We start from the raw sequence: 25,178 nt of genomic DNA, 5'->3' as shown, positions 1-25,178 counted from the left end.
TCAGACCGGCCTGCCGGCACGCAGGCTGGCGGGCAGGCCCGGATCCTCGATCAAGAGCGTGCGGTCGGCGGCAAGGCGCGCAAAAGCGAGAGTCAGTGCCTTGCGGCGAGCCGGGGCCAGCCTGATTTCGCTGCTCTCCCGTACAATCTCCGCTCCCCAGGCATCGGCAATGATGAGGCCGCATTCTGCCGGGATGATCTCACTCGGGAAATTCGCATCGATAGCGAAATAAAATCGGTCGCAATAATCGCGGTACTCATGCCATTTGGCATCCGCGCGATAATCGGCAAGGCCGGATTTGATTTCCACGACCAGCGCGGTGCCATCGGGCGCCAGGGCAAAGAGATCGGCACGGCGTCCGGTGGCCAGGGTGAATTCCGGCAGGCTGGCCCAGCCCTGCTGGTAGAGGTGCCGGCGTACGCCGCGGCGGATGCGGCCGGCGGCATCGATCGGCTGCGGGGCGCCGCTTTCTGCCGGGGTTTCGCTCATCGCTGCAGGATATGGTGGGTGATCGCATCCTTCAGCGCGTCGCCGTCGCGCCTCTCGATGGCCGCGATCATCTGGTGATGCTCTCGGCCCGATTGCTCGATACGGGCACGGGTGCGCCACTGCGAAACCGGGGCGGAGGAGGTACGGCGGCGGATATCGGTTACCAGCTCGACCAGCTCCCGGTTGCCGGCAAGCGCCAGCAAGGCGCTGTGGAAGGCAAGGTTCGCCTCATAAAGTTCCATCAGCGTGCCTTCCAGCACCAGCCGGTCGAACTCGTTGGCCAGATGGCGCAGCTGCGCGACATCCGGGGCCCCGGCATTGAGGACGATGCGGCCGGCGACGCCGATTTCAAGGATCAGCCGGATCTCCGCAATCTCGCTGGCCTGCCGGCCATCGGGAGCATGCACATGGTATCCGCGGTTGGGCACATGCTGGACAAGGCGCTTTTGCGCCAGCCTGTCCAGCGCCCGGCGCACCTCCTGCCGGGTGCAGCCGTAACGGCGCTCGAGGTCGATCTGCTTCAGCCAGCTTCCCGGAGCAAGGATGCCGGCCATGATGTCCTGGAGGATGAGCTCGGTGACGTCGCCGGGGGTCGGGGTCACTGCCTCATCGCCGGCGCCCGCAGCTTGCGTTCTGTCAGCGGTCATGACCGTCATCTGCTGTTCTCGCTCTTTTCAAACGGCGCGTTCTTGCGGGCGGCGGACCCTGCCGGGCAGGAGTCTAGCGCGGCCCGGCAACCATGGGGTGCGGAAAATAATCACCCGGCCCCATTGTGCAACAAAGATTGTTGCCCTAAATTGGCGCCAATTTTGGTTCCATTAAGATTGGTATTGCGGCTCCCCATGAAAAATTCCGACCAGGTCTGGGACATCGTCGAGGAAAAGCGGGCGCGCTTTTATGAGCTGAGCGACCGCGTCTGGGATACGCCCGAGACCAATTATGAGGAATTTCGTTCATCGGCCGAGCATGTCCGTGTGCTGGAAGAAGAGGGCTTTCGGGTCGAGCGCGGCATTGCCGGCCTGCCCACCGCCGTGATGGGCGAAGCCGGGGAGGGTGGTCCCGTTATCGCCATTCTCGGCGAATTTGACGCACTGCCCGGCCTCAGCCAGCAAGCCGGCCTTGCCGAAGAAAAGCCGATGGAAACCGGCGGCAATGGCCATGGCTGCGGGCACAATCTGCTCGGCGCCGGCTCGATGATGGCGGCAGCGGCCGTGAAGGACTATCTCGCCCGCAGCGGCCTCAAGGGCCGCGTGCGCTATTACGGTTGCCCGGCGGAAGAGGGCGGTTCTTCCAAGGGTTTCATGGTGCGGGCCGGCGTGTTCGACGATGTCGATATCGCCCTGTGCTGGCATCCGGCGCCTTTCGTGGGCGTCAATAACCCGGTCTCGCTTGCCTGTAACGAGATCAATTTCCACTTCAGCGGCCGTGCTTCCCACGCTTCCGCCTCGCCGCATCTCGGGCGCAGCGCGCTTGATGCTGTCGAGCTGATGAATGTGGGCGTCAATTATCTGCGCGAGCACATGCCGTCTTCCGCCCGCGTGCACTACGCCATTACCGATGCCGGCGGTCATGCCCCCAATGTGGTGCAGGCGCGCGCCACGGTGCGTTATCTCGTGCGCGCCAGCAGCCTGCCGGACCTGATCGAGCTGGTGGAGCGGGTAAAGAAGGTGGCGGAAGGTGCCGCGCTGATGACCGGCACCTCCATGCGCAGCGAAGTGATCTCCGGCGATGCCAATCTTGTCGGCAACACGCCGCTGGAAGACCTGATGCAGGCGGAGCTGGAGCGTCTGGGCCCGCCGCTCTTTGACGAGGCGGATCGCGAGACGGCGCGGCAGTTCCAGGCCACCTTCAGCCCGGCCGATATCGCCACCTCCTTCCGCCGCTTTGGCGTCAAGCCGCGCAGCGGCCTGTCGCTTGCCGACGGCATCTACCAGCGCGGCTTGCAGGACAGCAGCATTGTCGGCTCCACCGATGTCGGCACCGTCAGCTGGGTGGTGCCTACCGTGCAGATGCGCGGCGCCACCTACGCCATCGGCACGCCCGGCCATTCCTGGCAGCTGGTGGCGCAGGGCAAGCTGCCGGCAGCGCACAAGGGCATGGAACATGCCGCCAAGGCCATGGCGGCCACGGCAACCCGCCTGCTGGCCGATCCGGAGCTGATCGGCCGGGCAAAGGCAGACCATGCCGAACGTCTGGCCGGCACACCTTTCGTCAATCCCATCCCTGACGATGTCGAGCCGCCGCTGCCGGGAGGGCAGGCGGCTTGAGCGCGCGGCCTGATCTTTTCCAGCTCATCGGCTTCGGGCCGGAAGGCTGGGGCGCGGCGCTGATTACCGGCGCGGGGATGACGCTTGTCATCGCCTCCTCGGGTTTTCTCATCGGCGCCGTTATCGGCGTGCTGGGGGCATGGGCCAAGATCAAGGGCAATCGCTGGGTACGCGCGCTGGCGGACGGGTACACCACCATCCTGCGCGGCGTGCCCGATCTGCTCGTCATCTATCTCTTCTATTTCGGTGGCAGCATGCTGATCACCGCCACTGCCCGCCTGCTTGGCGTTGAAGGCTTCGTCGGCCTGCCGGGTGTGCTGGCCGGCGCAATGGCGGTGGGCGTGACCTCCGGCGCGCAGCACACGGAAGTCTTTCGCGGTGCCTTCGGTGCCGTTTCGCCGGGAGAGATCGAGGCGGCGCATGCGTGCGGCATGAACCGCTGGGTGCGCCTTCGCCGCATCATTGCCCCGCTCACCCTGCGCCATGCGCTGCCGGGCCTCGGCAATGTCTGGCAGGTGGTGCTCAAGGAATCGGCGCTGGTGTCGGTAACCGGCGTGGTCGAGCTGCTGCGCCAGACGCAGATCGCCGCCGGTTCCACCCGGCTCCCCTTTGACTTTTTCATGATCGCCGCGGTGCTGTTCCTCGCCATCTCCAGCGTTTCCGGCCTCGTGCTCTATGTGGCCGAGCGCCGGTTCTCGCGTTCGGCGCGGAGGCCGTGATGGATATCGATTTCGCTTTCGAAACTTTCATGGCGCTGGTCGGCGCCGTCCCGCTCACCATCCAGCTTGCTGTCAGCGCCATCTTCCTCGGCGCCTTCGTGGCTTTCGGGCTCGCCATGATGCGCCTCAGCGGCATCCTGCCGCTTGCCCTGCTGGCGCGCTTCTATGTCTTCGTTTTCCGCGGCACGCCGCTCCTGGTACAGATCTTCCTCATCTATTACGGGCTCGGCCAGTTTCCGGCCGTACGCCACAGCTTCCTGTGGCCGCTGCTGCGCGAGCCTTATGCCTGCGCCGTGCTGTCCCTGATGCTCAACACGGCGGCCTATTCCAGTGAGATCATCCGTGGCGGCCTGCTCTCGGTACCGCCGGGGCAGGTCGAGGCGGCCCGGGCTGTGGGCATGCCGCGTCTCATGATTCTGCGGCGGGTGATCCTGCCCCTCGCCATCCGCCAGGCGCTTCCTGCTTACGGAAACGAAATGATGTCGATGGTGAAGGCAACTTCCCTTGCCTCGATCATCACCCTCATGGAGGTGACCGGCGTTGCCGCCCGCATCATCTCCGAGACTTACCGTGTCATCGAGGTCTTCGTCGTCGCCGGCGCTATCTATCTGGCGCTCAATTTCACGCTGAGCCGCCTTGTGCTGTGGGCCGAGCGTGCGCTGAGCCCGGACAAGCGCCGCCCGGCGTCTGCCGCCGTCCCGATCGCTGCCGCGACCCCTGCTTCCACCGGAGATGCCTGATGCCTGACAGCATTGCTGCCACCTTGCCGGTGGATGCTCCCCTTGCCGCTCTCAGCGGGCGCAATCTCCACAAGCGCTTCGGCGGCGTTGAAGTATTGAAAGGCGTGACGCTGGATGCCCGGGCGGGGGAGGTGGTCTCCATCCTCGGCTCCTCCGGCTCCGGCAAGTCCACCCTGCTGCGCTGCCTCAACCTGCTTGAGGTGCCCGATGCGGGCGAGGTGATTGTTGCCGGCGAGACTGTAGCGCTGCGCCGCCGGCGCGACGGGCGCAGCGATGCCGCGGACATCCGCCAGGTCGAGCGTATCCGCTCCCGCCTCGGCATGGTGTTCCAGAGCTTCAACCTCTGGTCCCACCGCACCATCCTCGAGAATGTCATCGAGGCGCCGGTGCATGTGCTGGGCCGTCCCCGCCGCGAGTGCGAGGAGGAGGCCGAGGCGCTGCTGGCCAAGGTCGGCATCGCCGACAAGCGCCATGCCTATCCGGCCCATCTCTCCGGCGGCCAGCAGCAGCGCGCGGCGATTGCCCGGGCGCTCGCCATGCAGCCGCAGGTGATGCTGTTCGACGAGCCGACCTCCGCCCTCGATCCCGAGCTGGTGGGCGAGGTGCTGAAGGTCATGCGTGGCCTGGCTGATGAAGGCCGCACCATGCTGGTGGTGACCCACGAGATGGGTTTTGCCCGTGACGTCTCCAGCCGCGTCGTCTTCCTGCATCAGGGCCAGGTGGAGGAGGAGGGCACACCGGCCGATCTCTTCACCGGCGCCCGTTCTCCCCGCCTCAGGCAATTCCTCAGCGCCTGAGAGTTTTCATCACGATAATGCAACGAACAGGGAAACAAAAATGAAGCGTATCGGCACTCTTCTGGCAGCGGCCTGCGTCGCTGTCGTGGCCCTTGTGGGCGGCGTACAGGCCGCCCAGGCTAAAGAATGGAAGCACATCACCATCGCCACCGAAGGTGCCTTCCCGCCCTATAACCTCACCAAGCCGGACGGCACGCTCGCCGGTTACGAGATCGACCTCGCCAAGGTGCTGTGCGAGCGCATGAAGGTGGAATGCACCTTCGTGACCCAGTCCTTCGACGGCATCATTCCGGCGCTGCAGGCCGGCAAGTTCGACGCCATCATGTCCGGCATGTCGGCGACGGAAAAGCGCAAGCAGATCATCGATTTCTCGGTTTCCTACGGCAGCACAGGCCAGGCCTTCGCCACGCTGAAGTCGAGCCCGCTCGCCAGCCTGCCGCTGAAGGGCGAGCTCTATTCGCTCACCACCAATGACGAAGGCGCCCACAAGGCGATCACCGAGCTGAAGCCGATGCTGGACGGCAAGGTCATCGGTGTGCAGACCGCCTCCACCTCGTCCCGCTTTGTCGACGAGTACATGAACGGCATCGTCGAGAAGCGCGAATACAAGCAGACCGAGGAGCACGACCTCGACCTGATCTCCGGCCGTGTCGACCTCATCATGGCCTCGATGGGCTATCTCAGCACGGCCATCACCAAGCCGGGCAACGAGGACATGGTCATCGTCGGCCCGCGCTTCCAGGGCGGTTTCCTTGGTGCCGGCAGCTCCGTCGGCCTGCGCAAGGAAGATACCGACCTCAAGGCCCTGTTCGATGCCGCCATCAACTCCGCCAAGGCGGACGGCACCACCAAAGAGCTTTCCGAGAAGTGGTTTGGCTTCGACGTGACCCCGTACTGATCGCGCCGCTTCCTCTTTTTGAGGAGTAAAGCGATTCAGCAGGACCCCGCTGCCGTTCCCGGCGGCGGGGTTTTGTTTTATCCGCCGCTGTCGAAAATCCGCCGCGAGCGACAGGAGGGCCTGTTGACGGCACCGGGCTTTATCCTAAAGTGCCGCCATCCGCGACGGCGGCGGCCTTTTCATGAGGGTTGCTGCCGTTCGCCAGACCTTGAATTCAAAGAAAAGGCCGAGCCACCATGGATGTGAGCAAGATCGCCGCCGGCAAGAGTGTGCCGTGGGATGTGAATGTCGTCATCGAAGTGCCGATGCGCAGCAATGCCCCGATCAAGTATGAGATGGACAAGGAATCCGGCGCACTCTTCGTCGACCGTTTCCTCCACACCCCGATGTTCTACCCGTGCAATTACGGCTTCATCCCCAATACGCTGGGCGGCGATGGCGACCCCCTCGACGTGCTGGTGGTCGGCGATACGCCGATCATGCCGGGCGCCGTGGTGCGTGTGCGCCCCATCGGCGTCTTGATGATGGAAGATGATGGCGGCCAGGACGAGAAGCTGCTGGCCGTGCCGGTCACCAAGCTGAACCCGTACTACAAGGACGTGGCCGAATATACCGACCTGCCCGAGATCCTGCGTGAGCAGATCGAGCATTTCTTCACCCGCTACAAGGATCTGGAGCCGGGCAAGTGGGTCAAGATCGGCGGCTGGAAGGGCTCTGCTGATGCCGCTGCGATCATCGAAAAAGGCGTGGCGGCTGCGAAGTAAGCCTTCATAAGGCTGGCTTAAAACAGCCACTTTTGGAAGAGAAAGGGAGGGCTTCTGCTCTCCCTTTTTTGTTTCTAGATGTTTGATGGACAGCCAAACGTCCCGGCCATGGAGAAACGATGGGTATCCGCAATTTCACAGTCTCGCTTTTTGTTCCAGTGCTGAGTGTCCTTACCGGATGCGGAGAACCAGACCCAGCTCCGTCGGATGAGGTTATGATTCTCAATTTCCGGAATAACAGAAATGTTTTCGAGGAAATTAGGCGCGACGCTTGCGAGCTGGCTCTGGAAATTGGGGAAGAGGCTGGAGGCTCCAAATATCTAACAGTAATGATGGATCCTTCTTGGTCCAGACCGGAGGTCAGCAACGATATTGTTCAAAAATATTATGCAATATTTCGGAAGATTAATGCAAAAGGTATCCAGTTAAGCGTGTCCGAGGATCATTGTAAAATTTGGGTAGAATATTGGTCTGAGGGGCTCGCTGGGGGAGGGGATTACAAGAAATTTATACATGAAGAACCTAATAAATTAGATATAATTGTTAAAAGTCTTTATGGCCTAAAACTTGGAGCCCAAATAGCGTCCTACAAACGGGAGCTGGAAGGCGGTTGGTGGCTTGCGTATGACCATTATCCTTGATCGGTTCAATCCGGCCCGAGCGCGAGTCTCTGCGACCTTGAGTGCTGACGGCCTAACGTAATTTGCAGATTTTTCCCAGCTCATGTCACAGCCGCCGGGGCTGTCTCGTCTTTCTCGCATAAGGGCGCCGAAGGGGCGCCTTGACCTGATGGAGAAGACAACATGACCCCCCGTATCGCCAACTATCACAAGGCCGCTCCCGACGTGATCAACGGCATGCTGGCCTTTGAAAAGGCGGTGACGAACAGCGGCCTCGAAAAGAGCCTTATCGAGCTCGTGAAGATGCGTGCCTCGCAGATCAATGGCTGCGCCTTCTGCCTCGACATGCACAGCAAGGATGCCCGCGCCAATGGCGAGACCGAAGCGCGGCTCTATCTCCTGAACGCCTGGCACGAATCCCCGCTCTACAGCGACCGCGAGCGTGCCGCCCTTGCCTGGTGTGAAGCGCTGACGCTGGTGGCTGAAACCCATGCCCCCGATGCCGCCTACGAGCAGCTTGCCGCCCAGTTCACCGAGGCCGAGCAGGTGAAGCTCACCATGCTCATCGGCGCCATCAACAGCTGGAATCGTCTTGCCATCGGCATGCGCGCGGTTCATCCGGTCTGAGGGTGGTAAACATGGCCCGCAAGGAAATGGTCATGGCAGAGGATGAAGAAGCCGGCGGCCAACATGCCGCCGGCCTCGATTTCGAGCAGTACCGGCGATATTTGACCGGCCTTGCCTACCGCATGCTCGGCTCGCTTTCCGAAGCCGAGGATGCGGTGCAGGACGCATGGTTGCGCTGGGTGGATGCTGACCGGTCAGCCATTGCCAATCCCCGGGCCTGGCTTGCCCGCGTGGTGACGCGCCTGTGCGTCGACCAGTTGCGCTCGGCGCGGGCCCGCCGGGAATCCTATGTGGGCGCCTGGCTGCCGGAACCGCTGGCGGACAGCCAGATTTTTGTGCCGGAAGAAAGTGCGGCGGAACTTGCCAGCGATCTGTCGGTGGCGCTGCTGCTGGCGCTGGAGCGGCTCTCGCCGCTCGAACGGGCGGCTTTTCTGCTGCATGATGTGTTCGACCTCGATTTTCGCGAGGTGGCGGAGACGCTGGGGCGCGATGAAGCCGCAGTGCGTCAGCTGGCAAGCCGTGCCCGCCGCCATGTGGCGGACCAGAAACCGCGTTTCGATGTGGCGCCGGCGGAAGGGGAGGCGATAGCCCGTGCCTTCGAAGCCGCCTCCCGGGCGGGCGATGTTTCTGAGCTCAAGAGCCTGCTGGCCGCCAATGCCACGCTGATGACCGATGGTGGCGGCATCCGCCCGTCGGCCATCAATCCCATCTTCGGAATGGATCGTATCTGCCGGTTCTTTGCCGGGCTGGTGCGCAAACACGGCCGGCAGGAGCGGCAGGTGGTGCGCTACGGTCTCTTCAACGGCCTGCCGGGCTATCTATCCATCGAATCCGACGGTATCCCGCAGGTTACCATGCTGGAGATATCCGCGGGCCATATCGGCACGGTCTATATCGTGCGCAATCCGGAAAAACTCAGCCAGTTCATGGATATGGCGCCGCCTGCCGGCACGGCCTGACCAACAAAAAACCCCGCCATCCGGCGGGGTTTTTCTTTTTGCTTCCGGCAGTGCCGGCGGCAGGTATCCGAGCCTCAGGCAATTTCTTTCAGATTCGAAATGACCTTGCTCACCATGCCGTACTCGATGGCTTCTTCCGCCGACATCCAGAAATCGCGTTCGGTATCGCGCTGGACTTTCTCCAGCGTTTGACCGGTTTCCTTGGCGATGATCTCGTTGATGCGCTGGCGGGCCTTGATGATTTCCTTCGCCTGGATGGCGATATCCACGGCCGTGCCGCCGGCACCACCGCTCGGCTGGTGCAGCAGGTAGCGCGTGTTCGGCAGCGAGTAGCGGTTTTCCTTCTTCGCGGCCAGATAGATGAGGGCGGCGGCAGAACCGACCCAGCCGGTGCCGATGACCTTAACCTCGCAATCCACGAAGCGGATCATGTCGAAGATGGTGTAACCGCTCTCCACATGGCCGCCGGGCGAATTGATGATGAGATGGATCGGGTCCTTGCTTTCGCCGGCCAGCGCCAGAAGGCGTTCGGTGATGCGCTTGGCCACTTCCATGGTGATCGTCCCGGTGAGGACGAGATGGCGGGCGCTGAACAGCTTCTGGTCGATGAAATCGGGCGTGCGCGCGGCCCCATCCTTGGGCGTCTCGTCTTCATCGTCGAGGCGGATGAATTCGCTCATGGCCATTAGGGGTAACTCTCCGGTTGGTCGCTGTTCTTCATGTAGCGTATGGAGGAGCCCGCTTCAATGAGGGGGGCGGAATAGTAGGGGCAGGATGATAGCGGCATCACGCTGCGATCTCGGTCTTCTCCCCGAAATGGCAGAAATCCCTGACCGGGCAGACCGGGCAGTTCGGCCGCCGGGCCTTGCAGATATAGCGCCCGTGCAGGATGAGCCAGTGGTGGGCGTGCAGGCGCCATTTTTCCGGCACCACCTTTTCAAGCTCCAGCTCGACATGGTCGGGCGTCTTGCCCGGGCCCATGCCGGTGCGGTTGGCGACGCGGAAGATATGGGTATCGACGGCGATGGTCGGCTGGCCGAAGGCGACATTGAGCACCACGTTGGCCGTCTTGCGGCCCACGCCCGGCAGCTCCTGCAACGCTTCGCGTGTCTGCGGTACCTTGCCGCCATGCCGGTCGATCAGCATCTGCGACAGGCCGATGACGTTCTTGGCCTTGGTTTTGTAGAGCCCGATGGTCTTGATGTAGTCGCGCAGCCGGTCTTCGCCGAGCGCCAGCATCTTTTCCGGCGTATCGGCCACGGCAAAGAGCTGTCCTGTCGCCTTGTTGACCCCTACATCCGTGGCCTGGGCGGAGAGGGCAACGGCGACGACCAGCGTATAGGGATTGCTCCAGTGCAGCTCGCTGGTCGGTGCCGCGTCGCGGGCGGCAAGCTCGGCGAAAAACGCCTCGATCTCGGCCGTCGTCATGCGGGGCTGCTTCGGCGTCTTTGCGCCCGCCGCCTTTTGGGGTTTTGCGGCGGGCCGGGCGGCAGCTTTCGGGGCGGGTTTTGCGGCAGGCATCTGGGCTTCTTGTGAGGGGAGCGCTTGCCGGGGTTCCGGCGCGGGGCCTAGACTAACCGGCATGGAAAGTATCGCCAACAATGCTGCTTTCGGTCAGGGCGCCGGAGGGGCCGCTCCGCTTCTCTTTGATGCGGAGCTCAGGCCCTATTGCAGCATGCCGCGCCAGAGCTTCTACATCCTGATCGGCATTCTGGCGGCGCTGGCGCTCGGCTCCGGAGCCTTTTTTCTCTCCATCGGCGCCTGGCCGATCTTCGGCTTCTACGGCCTCGATATCCTGCTGGTCTATGTCGCCATGCGCCGCTCCTATGCCCGCGCAGAGCGGCATTGGGAGAGCGTACGGCTGACGGAGAGTGAGCTGACCGTCGAACGTCATGGCCCGAAGCAGGGGCAGTTCGGCCGCTGGTTCTTCCAGCCTTACTGGCTGCGGGTCGAGATGGATGATCCGGCACAGCATGAAAGCCAGGTGGTGCTGGCGAGCCACGGGCGGCGCCTCACCGTCGGCAGTTTTCTGGCACCCGAACAGCGGCTGGATTTTGCCCGCGCCCTGCGCCGTGCACTGGAACAAATGCGCCGGCCAGATCGGCCGGAGAACTGACCTTCCGGCCTCGCAAGAACCGGGTGGAGACTGAAACGCGGGCTGCTCATAGTCAGGACAAATTCGCCTTTCGCATCGGAGCCCTTCCATGGACCGCGACTATGAGCGCATTGGCCGCGCTATCCGTTTCATCGAGAACAACTGGCAGGATCAGCCCGAGCTTGAAGCCGTGGCTGATGCCGTCGAGCTCAGCCCCTTTCATCTGCAGCGCCTGTTCCAGCGCTGGGCGGGGGTAAGCCCCAAGCGTTTCCTGCAGGCACTCACGGTCGATCATGCCAAGGCGCTGCTCGACCGGCGCATCAACCTGCTCGATACCAGCTTTGAGGTCGGGCTTTCCGGCCCGTCACGCCTGCATGATCTGTTTGTGGCGGTCGAGGGCATGACCCCCGGCCAGTACAAGGCGCAGGGCGCGGAAATGATCATCCGCTACGGCCTGCATGACAGTGTCTATGGCCGTGCCATTGTCGGCATGGCGCCGCTCGGCATCTGTGCGCTGGAATTTACCGACAGTGGTGATGAAGCCGCGGTATCGGTGCTGCAGGCCCGTTTTCCTCTCTCGCGCCTTGTTCGTGACGACAGCGCAACGGAGCATGTGGTGCGCGCGATGGAGGAGGGGACGGTGACCGGCGAGCGGCTGCTGCTCAAGGGCACCAACTTCCAGCTCAAGGTCTGGCGCGCGCTTATCGCCATTCCGGAGGGGCGGGTTTCCACCTATGGCGAGGTGGCTGCCGCCATCGGCCATCCTGAAGCCAGCCGCGCAGTGGGCGCCGCCTGCGGGCGCAACCGGGTGGGCATCCTCATCCCCTGTCACCGGGTGATCGGTGCCTCTGGTGCGCTTACCGGCTTTTTCTGGGGGCAGGACCGCAAGCGCGCCATCCTGGCCCGCGAGGCGCTGCGCGCCGAGCAGATGGCGCTGGCTTCCTAGGATGTGCGTTTAGCGATGTGCCGGGGCCTCAGAGCCCCAGCACGTCGGTCATGGAATAAAGGCCCGGCTTCTGCCGGGCTGCCCACAGGGCGGCCCGCACGGCGCCGCGGGCGAACAGGGCGCGGTCGGTCGCCTTGTGGATGAATTCGATACGCTCGGCCGGAGCCGCGAAGATGGTGGTGTGTTCGCCCACCACATCGCCGCCGCGTAGAGACGCAAAACCGATCTCGCCAGCGGGCCGGGCGCCGGTCAGGCCCTCACGGCTCAATTTCTTTACGATATCGAAATTGACGGCACGACCTTTGGCTGCCGCCTTGCCGAGCATCAGCGCGGTGCCTGACGGTGCATCGACCTTGTGGCGGTGATGCATCTCGACGATGTCGATATCCCAGTCATCGCCCAGAATGGCGGCCGTGCGCTCGATAAGGGCAGCGAGAATATTCACGCCGAGGCTGTAATTGGCGGCGTAGACCACCGGTGTGTGACGGGCAGCACGTTCCAGCGCGGCTTCATCTTCTGCCGTCAGGCCAGTGGTGCCGACGATATGGGCCGTCTTGCCTTGGGCGGCGAGCATGCTGTGCTCGACGGTGGCAGCAGGGGAGGTGAAGTCGATCACCACGTCAGCGGCGGCAAACAGTGCAACGGCGTCGTCGCCAATGCTGATCCCCAGCGGCTCCAGCCCGGCCAGAAGGCCGGCATCTTTACCGATTGCATCGCTGCCGGGCCGTTCGACGGCGCCGAACACTTCGGCGCCCGGGGTTGCCGTGATCTGGCGAACCAGCGCGCGGCCCATGCGGCCGGCTGCGCCAACGATACCGATTTTAATGCTCATGGCGGGGACCCGTATCTGACTTGCCGTAAAAACTTCCGGCTGCATGCATAGGACACCGGGGCCGGGGCGGCGAGCAAAAACAAGGAAGGCCGGCGCGCCTTCTTCAGGCAAGCCGGCCTTCTGCTTCACTCAGCACGCATCCGGCAGGGGTCAGCTGCGCAGCTCGTCCCAGAACTCCTTCACCCGGGTGAAGAAGCCTTCGGATTCCGGATGGCTCTCGCCGGTGGTTTCCTCGGCAAAGGCCCGCAGCAATTCTTCCTGCTTGCGGGTGAGCTTCACCGGGGTTTCCACCACGATATCCACATACATGTCGCCGCGCACACGCTGGCGCAGCACGGGCATGCCCTTGCCGCGCAGGCGCATCTGGTGGCCCGTCTGCGTGCCGGCGGGCACAGTGATCTTGACCCGTGCGCCTTCGATGGTCGGCACCTCGACCGTGCCGCCAAGGGCGGCAACCGTCATCGGGATGGGCACGCGGCAGAACAGGTCCGCCCCGTCCCGCTTGAACATCTGGTGCGGCTTGATGGAGAGGAAGATGTAGAGGTCGCCCGGGCTTGCACCCTGGCGGCCGGCTTCGCCCTCGCCGGTCAGGCGAATGCGCGTGCCTTCTTCCACGCCGGCCGGAATGTTGACTTCCAGTGTCTTCTCGCTGCGCACACGGCCTTCGCCGCCGCACTTGCGGCACGGATCCTTGATGATACGGCCCGCGCCCTGGCAGCTGTGGCAGACGCGCTCGATAGTGAAGAAGCCCTGGGTCGCACGCACCTTGCCGTGCCCGCCGCAGGTCGGGCAGGTCACCGGCTCGGCGCCGTTGGCTGCGCCCGAACCCGAGCACACATCGCAGGTTGCCGAGGTCGGCACCCTTATCTGGGTGCGGCTGCCGTTAAAGGCATCCTCAAGGCTGATTTCGAGATTGTAACGAAGGTCGGCGCCGCGGGCATTGCCGCGGCCGCCCCGGCCGCCGCCCATGAAATCACCGAACATCTCGTCGAAGATGTCGGCGAAACCGCCGCCGCCAAAGCCGCCGAAGCCGCCGCCACCGGCCCCGCCGCCGCCATTTTCAAAGGCAGCATGGCCGAAGCGGTCATAGGCGCCGCGCTTCTGTTCGTCCTTCAGGACTTCATAGGCTTCGTTGAGTTCCTTGAAGCGGGCTTCCGCTTCGGCGTCGCCCGGATTGCGGTCCGGGTGGTACTGCATGGCAAGCTTGCGGTAGGCCCGCTTCAGCTCATCGGCCGACGCATCCTTCGCGACTCCAAGCGTCTCGTAATAGTCACGCTTTGCCATAGGTCCGGTTGTCTCCCCGCCGGATCGCGGCCCGTCTAGCGTCCTGGCTCAGGCTCTTATGCCCAATTTTTCGGGCGTTGCCCATCAAGGATGCTGCCCCGGCGATTTCTCGTCCGGGGCAGCTTACCTTTCAAGCCTTCAAGACCGACGCGGCCACTGGTTTGCCGCTTCAGCCGATCAGGCCGACTTGCTCTTGCGATCGTCGTCGACTTCCTCGAAGTCGGCATCAACAACGCCTTCCTCGGCGGCAGAAGCGCCATCGGAAGCACCGGCACCAGCCGCGCCGGCAGCGTCATCGGTCTTGTAGAGCGCTTCGCCGAGCTTCATCGACACCTGGGCCAGAGACTGGGTCTTGGCCTTGATGTCCTCGACATCGTCGCTTTCCATCGCCTTCTTGAGGTCGGCAATCGCGGCTTCGATCGCCGACTTGTCAGCGGCCGGAACCTTCTCGCCCACTTCGCCGAGGCTCTTCTCGGTCTGGTGTACCAGACCGTCGGCCTGGTTGCGGGCCTCGATCAGCTCGCGGCGCTTCTTGTCTTCCGAAGCGTGGGCCTCGGCGTCCTTGACCATCTTCTCGATGTCGGCGTCCGACAGGCCGCCGGAAGCCTGGATGCGGATCTGCTGTTCCTTGCCGGTCGCCTTGTCCTTGGCGGAGACCGCGACGATGCCGTTGGCATCGATGTCGAAGGTCACTTCCACCTGCGGCACGCCGCGCGGGGCCGGCGGAATGCCAACGAGGTCGAACTGGCCGAGCAGCTTGTTGTCCGCCGCCATTTCACGCTCGCCCTGGAAGACGCGGATGGTCACGGCCGTCTGATTGTCGTCAGCGGTCGAGAACACCTGGCTCTTCTTGGTCGGGATCGTGGTGTTGCGGTCGATCAGGCGGGTGAAGACACCGCCCAGCGTCTCGATGCCCAGCGACAGCGGGGTCACGTCAAGCAGCAGGACGTCCTTGACCTCGCCCTTCAGCACGCCGCCCTGGATGGCAGCGCCGATGGCGACCACTTCGTCCGGGTTCACGCCGCGATGCGGCTCACGACCGAAGAAGGACTTCACCGTCTCGAAGACCTTGGGCATGCGGGTCATGCCGCCGACGAGGATAACCTCGTCGATCTCGCTGGCCTTCACGCCGGCATCCTTGAGGGCTGCCTTGCAGGGGTCGATGGTGCGCTTGATCAGGTCTTCCACCAGCGCTTCCAGCTTGGCGCGGGAGAGCGTGATGTTGAGATGCTTCGGGCCGCTCTGGTCGGCGGTGATGAAGGGCAGGTTGATGTCAGTCTGCTGGGCGGACGACAGCTCGATCTTGGCCTTTTCACCGGCTTCCTTGAGACGCTGCAGGGCGAGACGATCCTTGCGCAGATCGATCCCGTTCTCCTTTTTGAACTCGTCGGCAAGGTAGTCGATGATGCGGTTGTCGAAGTCCTCGCCACCCAGGAAGGTGTCGCCGTTGGTGGACTTCACCTCGAACACGCCGTCGCCGATCTCCAGGATGGAGACGTCGAAGGTGCCGCCGCCAAGGTCATAGACGGCGACGATGCCGCTGCCCTTCTTCTCCATGCCATAGGCAAGAGCGGCCGCGGTCGGCTCGTTGATGATGCGCAGCACTTCAAGACCGGCAATCTTGCCGGCATCCTTGGTGGCCTGGCGCTGGCTGTCATTGAAGTAGGCCGGGACGGTGATGACCGCCTGGGTCACCTTCTCGCCCAGATGCGCCTCGGCGGTTTCCTTCATCTTCTGCAGGATGAAGGCGCTTACCTGGCTCGGGCTGTACTTCTCGCCATTGCACTCGACCCAGGCATCGCCATTGTCGCCCTTGACGATCTTGTACGGGACGATTTCGGCGTCCTTCTTGGCGGTCGGGTCATCGAACCGGCGGCCGATCAGGCGCTTGATGGCGAAGAGGGTGTTTTCCGGGTTGGTGACCGCCTGACGCTTGGCGGGGCTGCCCACAAGGCGCTCGCCGCTCTTGGTGAAGGCGACCATGGACGGGGTGGTCCGGGTGCCTTCCGCGTTCTCGATCACACGCCAGCTGCCGCCTTCCATGACGGCGACGCAGGAATTGGTGGTACCGAGGTCAATGCCAATAACCTTGCTCATGCTTTTCCTCTCTCTTCGGCAGGTTGATGGCGGCCCGGTCATCCGGCACCCCACCAGCCCCCATGCTCTCCGGCGGCATGCATTCCGCAGGAGAAAACGAGCTGTTGATGACTATGGATCAGCTGACCGCCCGGCCCCAGCTTTTTCAGCGTCCGGAGGGGCTCCGGGTGGTGGGGCAGGCAGCCATGATCCGGCTTCGTTGCTGGATATAGGCATGGTGCCCCGGCCCTGCAAGCACCGCCAGCGGCTTTTGATGCGCAAAAGGCAAGATGGTGATGCCGGTGCGTCGCCGGTCCCCGGCATTCGATAACATCGTGTGCAGGGTGGCCCGGAGCGCTGGAGGTACGGGAGCGGTTTTGCAAGCGACAAGAACGCGTTATAGAGAATATGACAATCGGGCGGGCCCGCCGGCTCGCCGCCTCGGGGGAGGCGTGGTCCGACAAGATGTCAGGCTGCGGCGACAGGCCCGTTGCTTGCGGATAACAAATAATGGCGACCGCGCTTACCGTCCGTAATCCCGTTATCTACGCCTATCACCGTCTTGCGCTCGGGCCGCTGCGTGACCTGCTGCATCCTGACGGCTCGCGCATCCGGGTTACCGGCGACCTGATGGTCGCCCGCTCGTCGCTTGAACTCGTCAATTATGTCGAGCGGGGCAGCGATCTGGTGCTGGTGGAGGATAGTTACAGCCAGATGGAGGTGGTGCGGGCGCTGTCGCACACGGTGAGCGAGCTCATGACGACCATCGAAACGGTGATGGACCGCGTGCAGCGCCTGCTGAAGGAAGACCCTCATAACGAGGAACTGATCGACCCGGTTGTCTATCACCCGACGCTGCAGGTGCTGGCAGAGCGGATGATGAGCTTTACCAAGACGCTGGATGGCGCCGGCATGGTGCGGATGCTCAATGAATTCCCCTTCAGCGGAAAAGCCATCGGGGCCATCCGCAGCGGCATCGTGCCCGTGGTGGCAGCGGTGCCGGTGGCGGAAGACCGGCTGGTGCAGGAACTTGTCGATCTGGGCGTCAAGGGCATCATCGCTCCCGGCCAGAGCCGGGGCGACGGGCTCGACGTGCTCTACAAGGCGCTGGAAGGCCGGCCGGCCCGCCCGGCTTCCGATGCGGACGAAGAGCATGAGCATGTCGACCGGCGCGACCGGCTGATCCACGACCTGCTCGACAAGCCGGACATCGTGCGCCGCGTGGTGACGGGCAATGGCAAGCGGCCGCATGATTTCCGCTTCTCGGTGCATCCGGCGCTCCGGCACCTGCGGATCGACCTCGCCCGTGTCATCATCCTGCGCGATGGCGGCATCCGCCTGCCGGACGGCTCCATCCTGACGCGGGGCAGCCTTCGGCGCGAATTTGCCCACCATCCGACGACGGCGGAGCTGATCTCCGCCATCCGGCGCGGTTCCTTCCGCCGGGCACCGCCGGACAAATAAGACGATCGGTAACAAAAAAGGCCGGCCCTGCCGAGCCGGCCTTGTCTTGTTCAAGGCTGGTAAAGGTCAGGCGGTCGTGTCGACGCGGCCTTCGCTGGCACCCTTGGATACGCCAACCAGCGCCGGGCGCAGCAGGCGGCCATGCAGCGTGTAACCGCTCTGGTAGACCTGCACGATAATGCCGGCCGGATGCTCGGCGCTCTCTACCTCGACCATCGCCTGGTGCAGGTTGGGGTCGAGCTGTTTGCCGAGCGCCTCGACCTCGATGATCTTGTTCTTGGCAAAGGCGGAGGCCAGCTCCTTGCGGGTCATGTCCACGCCGGTCAGCAGCGTGCGCACGCCTTCGAGTTCGCGCGCTTCCTGCGGCACGGCGTCGATGGCACGGCCGAGGTTGTCGGCGACGGAGAGCAGATCCTTGGCAAAAGACTGGATGCCAAACTTCGCGGCGTCCTCGCGATCACGCTCGCCGCGGCGGCGGATGTTCTCCACTTCGGCCAGCGCACGCAGGCGTTCGTCGCGCAGCTTGGCAATTTCCGCTTCCAGCGCGCTGATGCGGGCGAGCGGATCTTCGCCGGCAGCGGCGTTCTCGGCCGGCCTGGCCTCGGTTTCGGCGGTAGCAGCGGCTTCGGCAGTGGTGGCAGCGGCCGCGTCCAGGTTTTCTTCGCCGGGGGAAGCTTCGTTGGGCTTCTGGTCGCTCATGACTGTCTGGTTCTTTCGTTACGGTACAATAATAAAATGCCGGGCGGGCAGATGATCTTTTGGGGCCGGGGAAGGTCCCCAGGGTCAGCCCCCAGGGCTAGCCGATGAGACGGCTTACCACTTTGGCAGTGTAATCCACCATGGGGATGATACGGGCATAGTTCAACCGGGTCGGGCCAATCACGCCGATGGCGCCGACGATCTGCTCGCGCGCATTGGCAAAGGGTGCCACGATCATCGAGCAGCCGGTATGGCTGAAAAGCCCGTTCTGCTGGCCGATGAAAATCTGCACTCCCTGCGCCTCATGCGTTGCGTCAAGCAGCCGCAGCATGGTCTCGCGTGTCTCCAGCGCCTCGAAGAGGGTACGGATACGCTCCAGATCGGCGATGGCGGTGACATCCTCCAGCAGCCGTGCCTGCCCGCGCAGGATGAGGGTTCCGCCGCCGGCTTCTCCGCCGGCCCAGACTGCGAGCCCCTGTTCCACGACGTTGCTGGTCAGTGCGTCAAGATCGGTGCGCTGGTTCTCGATCTCGTGCATCACCAGCTGGCGCACCTCGGCGAGGGTCCGGCCGACAAGGCGGGAATTGAGATAATTGCCGGCCTGGACAAGGCTGCCGGCAGGAATGCCGACGGGCAGCTCCAGCACCCGGTTTTCAACGAGGCCGTCTTCCGTCACCAGCACCACCAGCACGCGCCCGGTGCCAAGCTGGACGAACTCCATATGTTTCAGCGAGCGGTCTGTCTTGGGGGCAAACACAAGGCCGGCGCAGGCCGAAAGGCCGGAAAGCGTGCTGGAGGCCTGCTGCAGCACTTCCTGATAATTGCGCCCCACCATGCCGCAGCGGGATTCAATGTCCTCGCGGTCGGGCTGGCTCAGCTCGCTGACCTTGAGCAGGCCGTCGACGAATAGCCGCAGGCCAATATCCGTCGGCAGGCGGCCGGCGGAGGTATGCGGCGCCTCGATGAGACCGAGCTCTTCCAGATCGGCCATCACATTGCGGATGGTTGCCGGAGAGAGGGTAACACCCAGCCGGCGCGCAATCGTGCGTGAGCCGATCGGCTCGCCGGTCTGCACGTAGTTGTCGACAATCTCGCGGAAGATTTCGCGGGAACGCTCGTTAAGCTCTGAGATCCTGATGGTCATTGGGGCAGCTTTACTGTCCGGCAACGGGTCTGTGGGCTCCCGGCTGTGGCGGTCGCAGGGCGGGCGGCGGAAAGAGCCGCTGATTGTCCCCAAACTTAGGCATCGTGCTGCGCCGCTTCAATCCATCGCGCATGCTAAAGTGCCGGGAAGCTTCATCTGGGCTGGTTGAGGGCCGGGATCAGCTTCGCCGGAAAATCGAACCGGGCGGCGATCTCCGCAAGGCGGCCATCCTCGGCGATGGCATCCAGCCCGCGATTTAGGGCGGTGATCAGCGCCCCCGCCTGCGGGTTCTGGCGCCCGGCGATGACGTGCAGCGTGTCGTAATGGACGCGGAAATCGGCAAGGGTAAAGAGGTCACGCTCGGCGGGCCGCTGCTTCAGCATTGCTTCAAGCCGGGATTCATTGACCAGAATCGCATCGGTGCGGCCGAGCGCAAGCATATCGAGGCAGGTTGCGCTGTCGTCGGGCTGGCTTTCCCGCGTTTGCCCCGATGCCAGAAGCTCGGTGATCTCCGGCGGTAGTCCATAACCGATCGGGCTGCACAGATTGCGGGCCTTGAGCCAGTCGAGCGATTGCGCCTCACCGGCATCCTTGCGGCGAATCAGCAGGCGCTGCACCACCTCGAACAGGGGACGCGAATAGAGCATCTCGGCCTGGCGCTGCGGCGTGCGGATATAGGGGAAACTCAGATCGACGGTGCCGCGCGAGAGATCCAGATAACCGCGGGCCCAGGGCAGGTAGACGAGACGCCAGTCGAGCTTTTGCGAGTCGAGCGCGGCGATGACCACGGTGGTCGCCAGCCCGCCATTGGGCAGGGTCGGGTCGGAAAAGGGGGCATAGTCGGTGCCCGTGGTGAGCCGGACGGGGGACGTAACGCCCTGCGCCGCTACGGGGCGCGCAAGGATGGCCGCCATCATTGCCAGGGCCAGCAGGGGCAGGCAGTGCTTCAGCAGATGTCGAAGGCTGTCTCCATACCCATGCATTTAGGCAGCCTATCATGCCAGTGCATTGAAATAATGGAGAATCTTGCGAGGATGGTGAATTGTCCGGCCTTAAGGCTGGCTCCGCGGCGGAGTTGGCGCTAGCCTCGCGCCAAATTCAGCCGCCAGCGAGATCAGAACAAATGACCCAGCCTGCCGTCCCGGACGCCTTCAAGGGCCGTCCCTCCGGCCGCGCCACCGACCGTATGCGCGCCGTGACCATCGAGACCGACGTCAGCAAACATGCCGAAGGCTCCTGCCTCATCAAGTTCGGCGACACCCATGTGCTGTGCACGGCCTCGGTTGAGGACAAGGTGCCGGGCTTCAAGCGCGGTTCGGGCGAAGGCTGGGTGACGGCGGAATACGGCATGCTGCCGCGCGCTACCGGCAGCCGCATGGACCGGGAGGCGGTCAAGGGCAACCAGTCCGGCCGCACCCAGGAAATCCAGCGCCTCATCGGACGGTCGCTGCGCTCCATCATCGATCTCAAGAAGCTGGGTGAGCTGACCATCAAGCTCGACTGCGACGTGATCCAGGCTGACGGCGGTACCCGCACGGCGTCGATCACCGGTGCCTATGTCGCGCTCAATCTCGCCATCCGGCACCTGCAGGAAATCCGCGCCTTCAAGGAATATCCGCTGATCGACAGCGTCGCGGCGATCTCCTGCGGTCTTTATAAGGGCCGCGCCGTGCTCGACCTCGATTATGATGAGGATTCGACGGCCGAGGCCGATGCCAATTTCGTCATGACCGGCAAGGGCGGTATCGTCGAAATCCAGGGCACCGCCGAAGGTCGCCCGTTTGCGGAAGAAGAGTTCCTCGAGCTGATGCGGCTGGCCCGCAAGGGCATCGGCGAGCTTGGCGCCCTGCAGATGAAGGCGCTTATGGCCAAGGCGGCCGGCTGAACCGGCCCTGTCCAGTTTCCACCCCGGGGAGATGTCATGCTGCGACGCTTTGAAGGCAACGAGATCGTCATCGCCAGCTTCAACAAGGGCAAGAGCAAGGAGCTCCATGCCCTGCTGGCAACGCGTGTTCCCCGTATCGTCTATGCCGGCGATCTGGGCGTGAGCGAGCCGGACGAGACCGGCAGCAGCTTTATCGCCAATGCCGAGATCAAGGCGCTCAATTGTGCCCGCCATACCGGCAAGATCTCGATTTCCGACGACAGCGGCCTCAGCGTGGCCGCCCTCAACGGCGCGCCGGGCATCTTCTCCGCCCGCTGGGCCGGGCCGGACAAGAGCTTTACCGGCGCCATGGCGCGCATCCTCGGCGAGCTTCAGGGCAAGGCCGACCGGTCGGCGGTGTTCGTGAGCGCGCTGACCATCGCCTGGCCGGACGGCCATACCGAAAGTGTGGAAGGCACCGTCCACGGCACCATTGCCGACAGCGTGCGCGGCAACAATGGTTTCGGTTACGATCCGATCTTCATCCCCAAGAGCTACAAGATGACCTTCGGCGAGATGGAGCAGCGGGACAAGGATGCCATCAGCCACCGCGCGGATGCCTGGCGCAAGCTGGTGGCGCGCTGTTTTGTCTGAAGAGGTATCTCCGGCTGTTGCCGGCAGTGCGGTTGCCGTTCCCCGGCGCGACAATGATGCGCCGGGGTTCGGCCTTTATGTGCATTGGCCGTTTTGCCTTTCCAAGTGTCCCTATTGCGATTTCAACGCCCATGTCCGCGAGGGGGTGGATCAGGAGCGCTGGCGCGCTGCTCTTGTGCGCGAACTGGCCCATTATGGCGAGCGCACGCGCGGCCGGGTGCTGACCAGCATCTTTTTCGGCGGCGGCACGCCCTCGCTGATGGAGCCTGAAACCGTTGCCGCTGTATTGGACCGGCTTGGCGACTACTGGACGCTATCGCCCGAGCTGGAAGTGACGCTGGAGGCAAACCCCACCTCCGTCGAGGCCGGGCGGTTTGCCGGTTACCGCACTGCCGGTGTGGGACGGGTGTCGCTCGGCGTGCAGGCGCTGAATGATGCGGATCTCGCAAAGCTGGGACGCACCCATGGCCGGCAGGAGGCGCTCGGCGCCATCGAGCTCGCCCGCCGGCATTTTGACCGTTACAGTTTCGATCTTATCTATGCACGCCCGGACCAGACCGTCGAGGCGTGGGGGCGGGAGCTTGACGAAGCTGTCAGCCTTTCCGGCGGGCATCTTTCCGTCTACCAGCTGACCATCGAGCCCGGCACCACCTTCGAGGCGCTGCACCGGCGCGGGCGGTTGCAGGTGCCCGACCAGGATACCGGCGCGGCGCTGTGGGAAGAAACGCAGGCCCGGCTCGATAAGGCCGGCCTTGCCGCCTACGAGATTTCCAATCACGCCGTCGCTGGCCAGGAATGTCGCCATAACCTTACCTACTGGCGCTATGGCGACTATGTCGGCATCGGGCCAGGGGCGCATGGGCGGCTTGGCGGCGCGGGAGGGGTCAAGCATGCCACCCGTCAGCACCGGGTGCCGGAAATCTGGCTGGAACGGGTGGAGCGCGACGGCCAGGCGACCACGCAGGACGAGCCGGTGCCGGAGGCGGATCGCCGTTTCGAACTGCTGATGATGGGGTTGCGGCCGGAGCGTGGCTTGCCCCGGTCCCGCGTACGCGCCGAGCTTGGCCGCGAGATTGAAGAGGTTGTCGATCCGGCCGGCCTTGCCGAGCTGGTGGAGGGCGGCTTCATCGAGCTGGATGCCGAAGGGTTGAGGGCAACGCCCGCCGGCCGGCCATTGCTCAACGCCCTTCTGGTGCGCCTGATCTGAAAGCGGGCGGGTTCACCGCCTTTTGCCTTCGCTTGTGCTGCACCGTCTGCTAGAACCGCCAGCGTCTACCCAGCCTTTTGCCTGACAAAAGAGGATATGCGCGGGATGACCGACAGCAGCCGACGCGCGTCAGTAACGCGCGATACCACCGAAACCCGCATTGCCGTGGAGATCTCTCTCGACGGTACGGGGCGCTATGATGTGAAGACCGGCGTCGGGTTCTTCGATCATATGCTTGAGCAGCTGGCCCGCCATGGCCAGTTCGACCTGACGGTACGCTGCGACGGGGACCTGCATATCGATGCCCACCATACGGTGGAAGATACCGGCATCGCCCTTGGCCAGGCGATCCGCCAGGCGCTTGGCGACAAGAAGGGCATCACCCGCTACGGCCATGCCTATGTGCCGATGGACGAGGCGCTGAGCCGTGTGGCGCTGGATATCTCCGGCCGTGCCTACCTGGTGTGGAAGACGAGCTTCACCCAGCAGAGCCTCGGCAGCATGGATACGGAACTCTTCCAGGAGTTCTTCCGGGCGTTGTCGCAGGCGGCGGGTATCACGCTTAATGTCGCCACGCTCGATGGCAGCAATAACCACCATATCGTCGAGAGCGTGTTCAAGGCCTTTGCCCGCGCGCTGCGTGTTGCCGTTGCCATCGATCCGCATCTGGCCGGCGCCATCCCCTCGACCAAAGGGGTTCTCTGACCGATGAGCCATATTGTTCTGGTCGATTACGGCTCCGGAAACATCCGGTCGGCCGCGAAGGCGCTTGAGCGGGCGGCAGGCGACGTGCCCGGCCGGCACCAGGTCATCGTCAGCTCCGATCCCGAGGCCGTTCTGGCGGCTGACCGCATCGTGCTGCCGGGGCAGGGGGCGTTTGTCGATTGCCTCAACGGCCTGCAGTCCGTTGCCGGCCTGCGCGACGCGCTGGAAGAAGCCGTGCGCCGCAAGGGAAAACCCTTCCTCGGTATCTGCGTTGGCATGCAGCTGATGGCCACGCGCGGCCTTGAGCATGAGGAGCGCGCCGGCCTCGACTGGATCGGCGGCGAGATTGTGCGCATCGAACCCTCCGACCCGGCGCTCAAGGTGCCGCATATGGGCTGGAACAATCTCGAGCTACACCGGCCGCATCCGGTTTTTGCCGGGCTTGACCACGGGGCGCATGCCTATTGGGTGCACTCTTACCACTTCGTTCCGCAGTCGGAAGAAGACCTGCTGGTCAGCTGCGACTACGGGGGACGTGTCGTGGGGGCCGTCGGGCGGGACAATATGGTCGGGACCCAGTTCCATCCGGAAAAGAGCCAGGCGACCGGTCTCAAGCTCATTGCCAACTTCCTTGGCTGGTCGCCCTGATCCGGAACGCTGCCTGATTTCGAGAGTCGCCTGATCCAGAGAGTTGAAAGTCCCGTTCCATGAACCTTGAGACGCGCAAGCCGACGATTGCCATCGAAAGGGCCTCAGAGGCGCTGAAGCCGTCCGATCTGCATGATCTGTGCGACGCGACCATCGATGCCATTGAAAGTGGCGGCGGCTTCGGCTGGGTAACCCCCCCGCAGCTGGAGACGCTGGAGCGTTACTGGTCCGGTACGATTGCCATCCCCGACCGTCAGGTCTTTATCGGCCGGCTGGACGGCGTGGTGTGCGGAGCAGCCCAGCTGGTGCGCCCGCCGCGCACCAATGAGGCGCAGGCCCACACCTATTGGTTGGTGGGCAATTTCGTGGCGCCCTGGGCGCGCGGCCACGGCGTGGCGCGCGGCATTACCGATATGGCAATTGCCGCAGCACGCGAAGCTGGTGCCAAGCTCCTGATGCTGGATGTGCGGGCAACGCAAATGGTTGCCATCCACATCTATGAAAGCCGCGGTTTCGTGCGCTGGGCGACACACCCCTTTTATGCGCTGGTCGATGGCAAGCCGGTCGTTGGCCATTATTACATGAAGATACTCGATGAAGCCGCACTGGACCCAGCCCTGCTGACAGGGCTCGACCCGCTTTCGATGACTCGCCCGGCCCTCTGAAGGAAATCCCCCGAC

28 protein-coding genes are annotated in these 25,178 nt (G+C 63.8%); 18 read left to right on the top strand and 10 right to left on the bottom strand.

Features of this window, described 5'->3' with window-relative positions; genetic code table 11:
* Complete coding sequence (locus QTL98_RS01005; protein ID WP_445680376.1) at positions 1-489, bottom strand: MmcB family DNA repair protein; 489 nt, start codon at positions 487-489, stop codon at positions 1-3.
* On the bottom strand, positions 486-1,136 hold the full coding sequence (locus QTL98_RS01000; protein ID WP_445680375.1) for a GntR family transcriptional regulator: 651 nt from the start codon (positions 1,134-1,136) through the stop codon (positions 486-488). Before QTL98_RS01000 ends, QTL98_RS01005 begins: the two co-directional genes overlap by 4 nt.
* 195 nt (positions 1,137-1,331) lie before the next feature.
* On the opposite strand from QTL98_RS01000, the gene QTL98_RS00995 reads away from it, so the two are divergent.
* The 9 genes from QTL98_RS00995 to QTL98_RS00955 all read left to right on the top strand — a co-directional run bounded on the left by QTL98_RS00995 (position 1,332) and on the right by QTL98_RS00955 (position 8,880).
* A complete protein-coding gene (locus QTL98_RS00995) occupies positions 1,332-2,756 on the top strand; it encodes a M20 family metallopeptidase (RefSeq protein WP_445680374.1) in 1,425 nt (474 codons plus the stop codon).
* Positions 2,753-3,475 (top strand): ABC transporter permease, encoded by a 723-nt coding sequence (locus QTL98_RS00990; RefSeq protein WP_445680373.1) that lies wholly within the window; start codon positions 2,753-2,755, stop codon positions 3,473-3,475. Before QTL98_RS00995 ends, QTL98_RS00990 begins: the two co-directional genes overlap by 4 nt.
* Positions 3,475-4,215, top strand: a complete 741-nt coding sequence (locus QTL98_RS00985) for an ABC transporter permease (RefSeq protein ID WP_445680372.1) — start codon at positions 3,475-3,477, stop codon at positions 4,213-4,215. Before QTL98_RS00990 ends, QTL98_RS00985 begins: the two co-directional genes overlap by 1 nt.
* Positions 4,215-5,012, top strand: a complete 798-nt coding sequence (locus QTL98_RS00980) for an ABC transporter ATP-binding protein (protein WP_445680371.1) — start codon at positions 4,215-4,217, stop codon at positions 5,010-5,012. The genes QTL98_RS00985 and QTL98_RS00980 overlap by 1 nt, the downstream gene beginning before the upstream one ends.
* A 40-nt stretch (positions 5,013-5,052) precedes the next feature.
* Entirely contained in the window at positions 5,053-5,910 is an 858-nt protein-coding gene (locus tag QTL98_RS00975; RefSeq protein ID WP_445680370.1) for a transporter substrate-binding domain-containing protein, read from the top strand.
* Positions 5,911-6,146: 236 nt separating this feature from the next.
* Positions 6,147-6,674, top strand: coding sequence for an inorganic diphosphatase (ppa, locus tag QTL98_RS00970; RefSeq protein WP_445680369.1), 528 nt, complete (start codon positions 6,147-6,149; stop codon positions 6,672-6,674).
* A gap of 119 nt (positions 6,675-6,793) precedes the next feature.
* A complete protein-coding gene (locus tag QTL98_RS00965) occupies positions 6,794-7,315 on the top strand; it encodes a hypothetical protein (protein ID WP_445680368.1) in 522 nt (173 codons plus the stop codon).
* Positions 7,316-7,477: 162 nt separating this feature from the next.
* The gene (locus tag QTL98_RS00960) at positions 7,478-7,921 is read left to right on the top strand and encodes a carboxymuconolactone decarboxylase family protein (protein WP_445680367.1); all 444 of its coding nucleotides are present in this window, start codon (positions 7,478-7,480) and stop codon (positions 7,919-7,921) included.
* Positions 7,922-7,932: 11 nt separating this feature from the next.
* On the top strand, positions 7,933-8,880 hold the full coding sequence (locus tag QTL98_RS00955; protein ID WP_445680366.1) for a sigma-70 family RNA polymerase sigma factor: 948 nt from the start codon (positions 7,933-7,935) through the stop codon (positions 8,878-8,880).
* A 74-nt stretch (positions 8,881-8,954) separates the two neighbouring features.
* On the opposite strand, the gene QTL98_RS00950 is transcribed toward QTL98_RS00955, so the two are convergent.
* Positions 8,955-9,566 (bottom strand): ATP-dependent Clp protease proteolytic subunit, encoded by a 612-nt coding sequence (locus QTL98_RS00950; protein WP_445680365.1) that lies wholly within the window; start codon positions 9,564-9,566, stop codon positions 8,955-8,957.
* A 100-nt stretch (positions 9,567-9,666) separates the two neighbouring features.
* Entirely contained in the window at positions 9,667-10,308 is a 642-nt protein-coding gene (gene nth, locus QTL98_RS00945; protein WP_510637515.1) for an endonuclease III, read from the bottom strand.
* A gap of 154 nt (positions 10,309-10,462) precedes the next feature.
* On the opposite strand from nth, the gene QTL98_RS00940 reads away from it, so the two are divergent.
* Complete coding sequence (locus tag QTL98_RS00940) at positions 10,463-10,996, top strand: DUF2244 domain-containing protein (RefSeq protein ID WP_445680363.1); 534 nt, start codon at positions 10,463-10,465, stop codon at positions 10,994-10,996.
* Positions 10,997-11,084: 88 nt separating this feature from the next.
* On the top strand, positions 11,085-11,921 hold the full coding sequence (locus QTL98_RS00935; protein ID WP_445680362.1) for a bifunctional transcriptional activator/DNA repair enzyme AdaA: 837 nt from the start codon (positions 11,085-11,087) through the stop codon (positions 11,919-11,921).
* 28 nt (positions 11,922-11,949) lie between these two features.
* Here the strand turns inward: QTL98_RS00935 and dapB are convergent, their stop codons facing one another.
* From dapB to dnaK, 3 genes are all read right to left on the bottom strand, one after another.
* On the bottom strand, positions 11,950-12,747 hold the full coding sequence (dapB, locus tag QTL98_RS00930) for a 4-hydroxy-tetrahydrodipicolinate reductase (RefSeq protein WP_510637603.1): 798 nt from the start codon (positions 12,745-12,747) through the stop codon (positions 11,950-11,952).
* A 156-nt stretch (positions 12,748-12,903) separates the two neighbouring features.
* Positions 12,904-14,037, bottom strand: coding sequence for a molecular chaperone DnaJ (gene dnaJ, locus QTL98_RS00925; RefSeq protein WP_445680360.1), 1,134 nt, complete (start codon positions 14,035-14,037; stop codon positions 12,904-12,906).
* A gap of 177 nt (positions 14,038-14,214) precedes the next feature.
* Positions 14,215-16,134, bottom strand: a complete 1,920-nt coding sequence (gene dnaK, locus QTL98_RS00920; protein WP_445680359.1) for a molecular chaperone DnaK — start codon at positions 16,132-16,134, stop codon at positions 14,215-14,217.
* A gap of 489 nt (positions 16,135-16,623) precedes the next feature.
* Here dnaK and QTL98_RS00915 point away from each other — a divergent pair, with 489 nt between their 5' ends.
* A complete protein-coding gene (locus tag QTL98_RS00915) occupies positions 16,624-17,577 on the top strand; it encodes a hypothetical protein (protein WP_445680358.1) in 954 nt (317 codons plus the stop codon).
* A gap of 66 nt (positions 17,578-17,643) precedes the next feature.
* Here the strand turns inward: QTL98_RS00915 and grpE are convergent, their stop codons facing one another.
* The 3 genes from grpE to QTL98_RS00900 all read right to left on the bottom strand — a co-directional run bounded on the left by grpE (position 17,644) and on the right by QTL98_RS00900 (position 20,403).
* Positions 17,644-18,276 (bottom strand): nucleotide exchange factor GrpE, encoded by a 633-nt coding sequence (grpE, locus tag QTL98_RS00910; protein ID WP_445680357.1) that lies wholly within the window; start codon positions 18,274-18,276, stop codon positions 17,644-17,646.
* Between the two features lie 97 nt (positions 18,277-18,373).
* Positions 18,374-19,420, bottom strand: coding sequence for a heat-inducible transcriptional repressor HrcA (gene hrcA, locus QTL98_RS00905; protein WP_445680356.1), 1,047 nt, complete (start codon positions 19,418-19,420; stop codon positions 18,374-18,376).
* Positions 19,421-19,572: 152 nt separating this feature from the next.
* Positions 19,573-20,403: a substrate-binding periplasmic protein gene (locus QTL98_RS00900; RefSeq protein WP_445680355.1), complete on the bottom strand. Its 831-nt coding sequence runs from the start codon at positions 20,401-20,403 to the stop codon at positions 19,573-19,575.
* A 140-nt stretch (positions 20,404-20,543) separates the two neighbouring features.
* Between QTL98_RS00900 and rph the strand changes: the two genes are divergently transcribed.
* The 6 genes from rph (at position 20,544) to QTL98_RS00870 (ending at position 25,163) form a co-directional block, all read left to right on the top strand.
* Complete coding sequence (rph, locus tag QTL98_RS00895) at positions 20,544-21,305, top strand: ribonuclease PH (protein WP_445680354.1); 762 nt, start codon at positions 20,544-20,546, stop codon at positions 21,303-21,305.
* 36 nt (positions 21,306-21,341) lie between these two features.
* Positions 21,342-21,938 carry an RdgB/HAM1 family non-canonical purine NTP pyrophosphatase gene (gene rdgB / locus QTL98_RS00890; RefSeq protein ID WP_445680353.1) on the top strand — a complete coding sequence of 199 codons (597 nt, stop codon included), beginning with the start codon at positions 21,342-21,344 and terminating at the stop codon, positions 21,936-21,938.
* Positions 21,901-23,145 carry a radical SAM family heme chaperone HemW gene (gene hemW / locus QTL98_RS00885; protein ID WP_510637514.1) on the top strand — a complete coding sequence of 415 codons (1,245 nt, stop codon included), beginning with the start codon at positions 21,901-21,903 and terminating at the stop codon, positions 23,143-23,145. The genes rdgB and hemW overlap by 38 nt, the downstream gene beginning before the upstream one ends.
* 105 nt (positions 23,146-23,250) lie before the next feature.
* Entirely contained in the window at positions 23,251-23,850 is a 600-nt protein-coding gene (gene hisB, locus QTL98_RS00880) for an imidazoleglycerol-phosphate dehydratase HisB (protein ID WP_445680351.1), read from the top strand.
* Positions 23,851-23,853: 3 nt separating this feature from the next.
* On the top strand, positions 23,854-24,498 hold the full coding sequence (gene hisH / locus QTL98_RS00875) for an imidazole glycerol phosphate synthase subunit HisH (protein ID WP_445680350.1): 645 nt from the start codon (positions 23,854-23,856) through the stop codon (positions 24,496-24,498).
* A 59-nt stretch (positions 24,499-24,557) separates the two neighbouring features.
* On the top strand, positions 24,558-25,163 hold the full coding sequence (locus QTL98_RS00870; RefSeq protein WP_445680349.1) for a GNAT family N-acetyltransferase: 606 nt from the start codon (positions 24,558-24,560) through the stop codon (positions 25,161-25,163).
* Positions 25,164-25,178: the final 15 nt, after the last annotated feature.

This window comes from Radicibacter daui (assembly GCA_030657355.1).
GTDB lineage: Bacteria > Pseudomonadota > Alphaproteobacteria > Radicibacterales > Radicibacteraceae > Radicibacter > Radicibacter daui.
The sequence above is the reverse complement of the archived record's forward strand: the minus strand, read 5'-3'. Positions and strand labels throughout refer to the sequence as shown.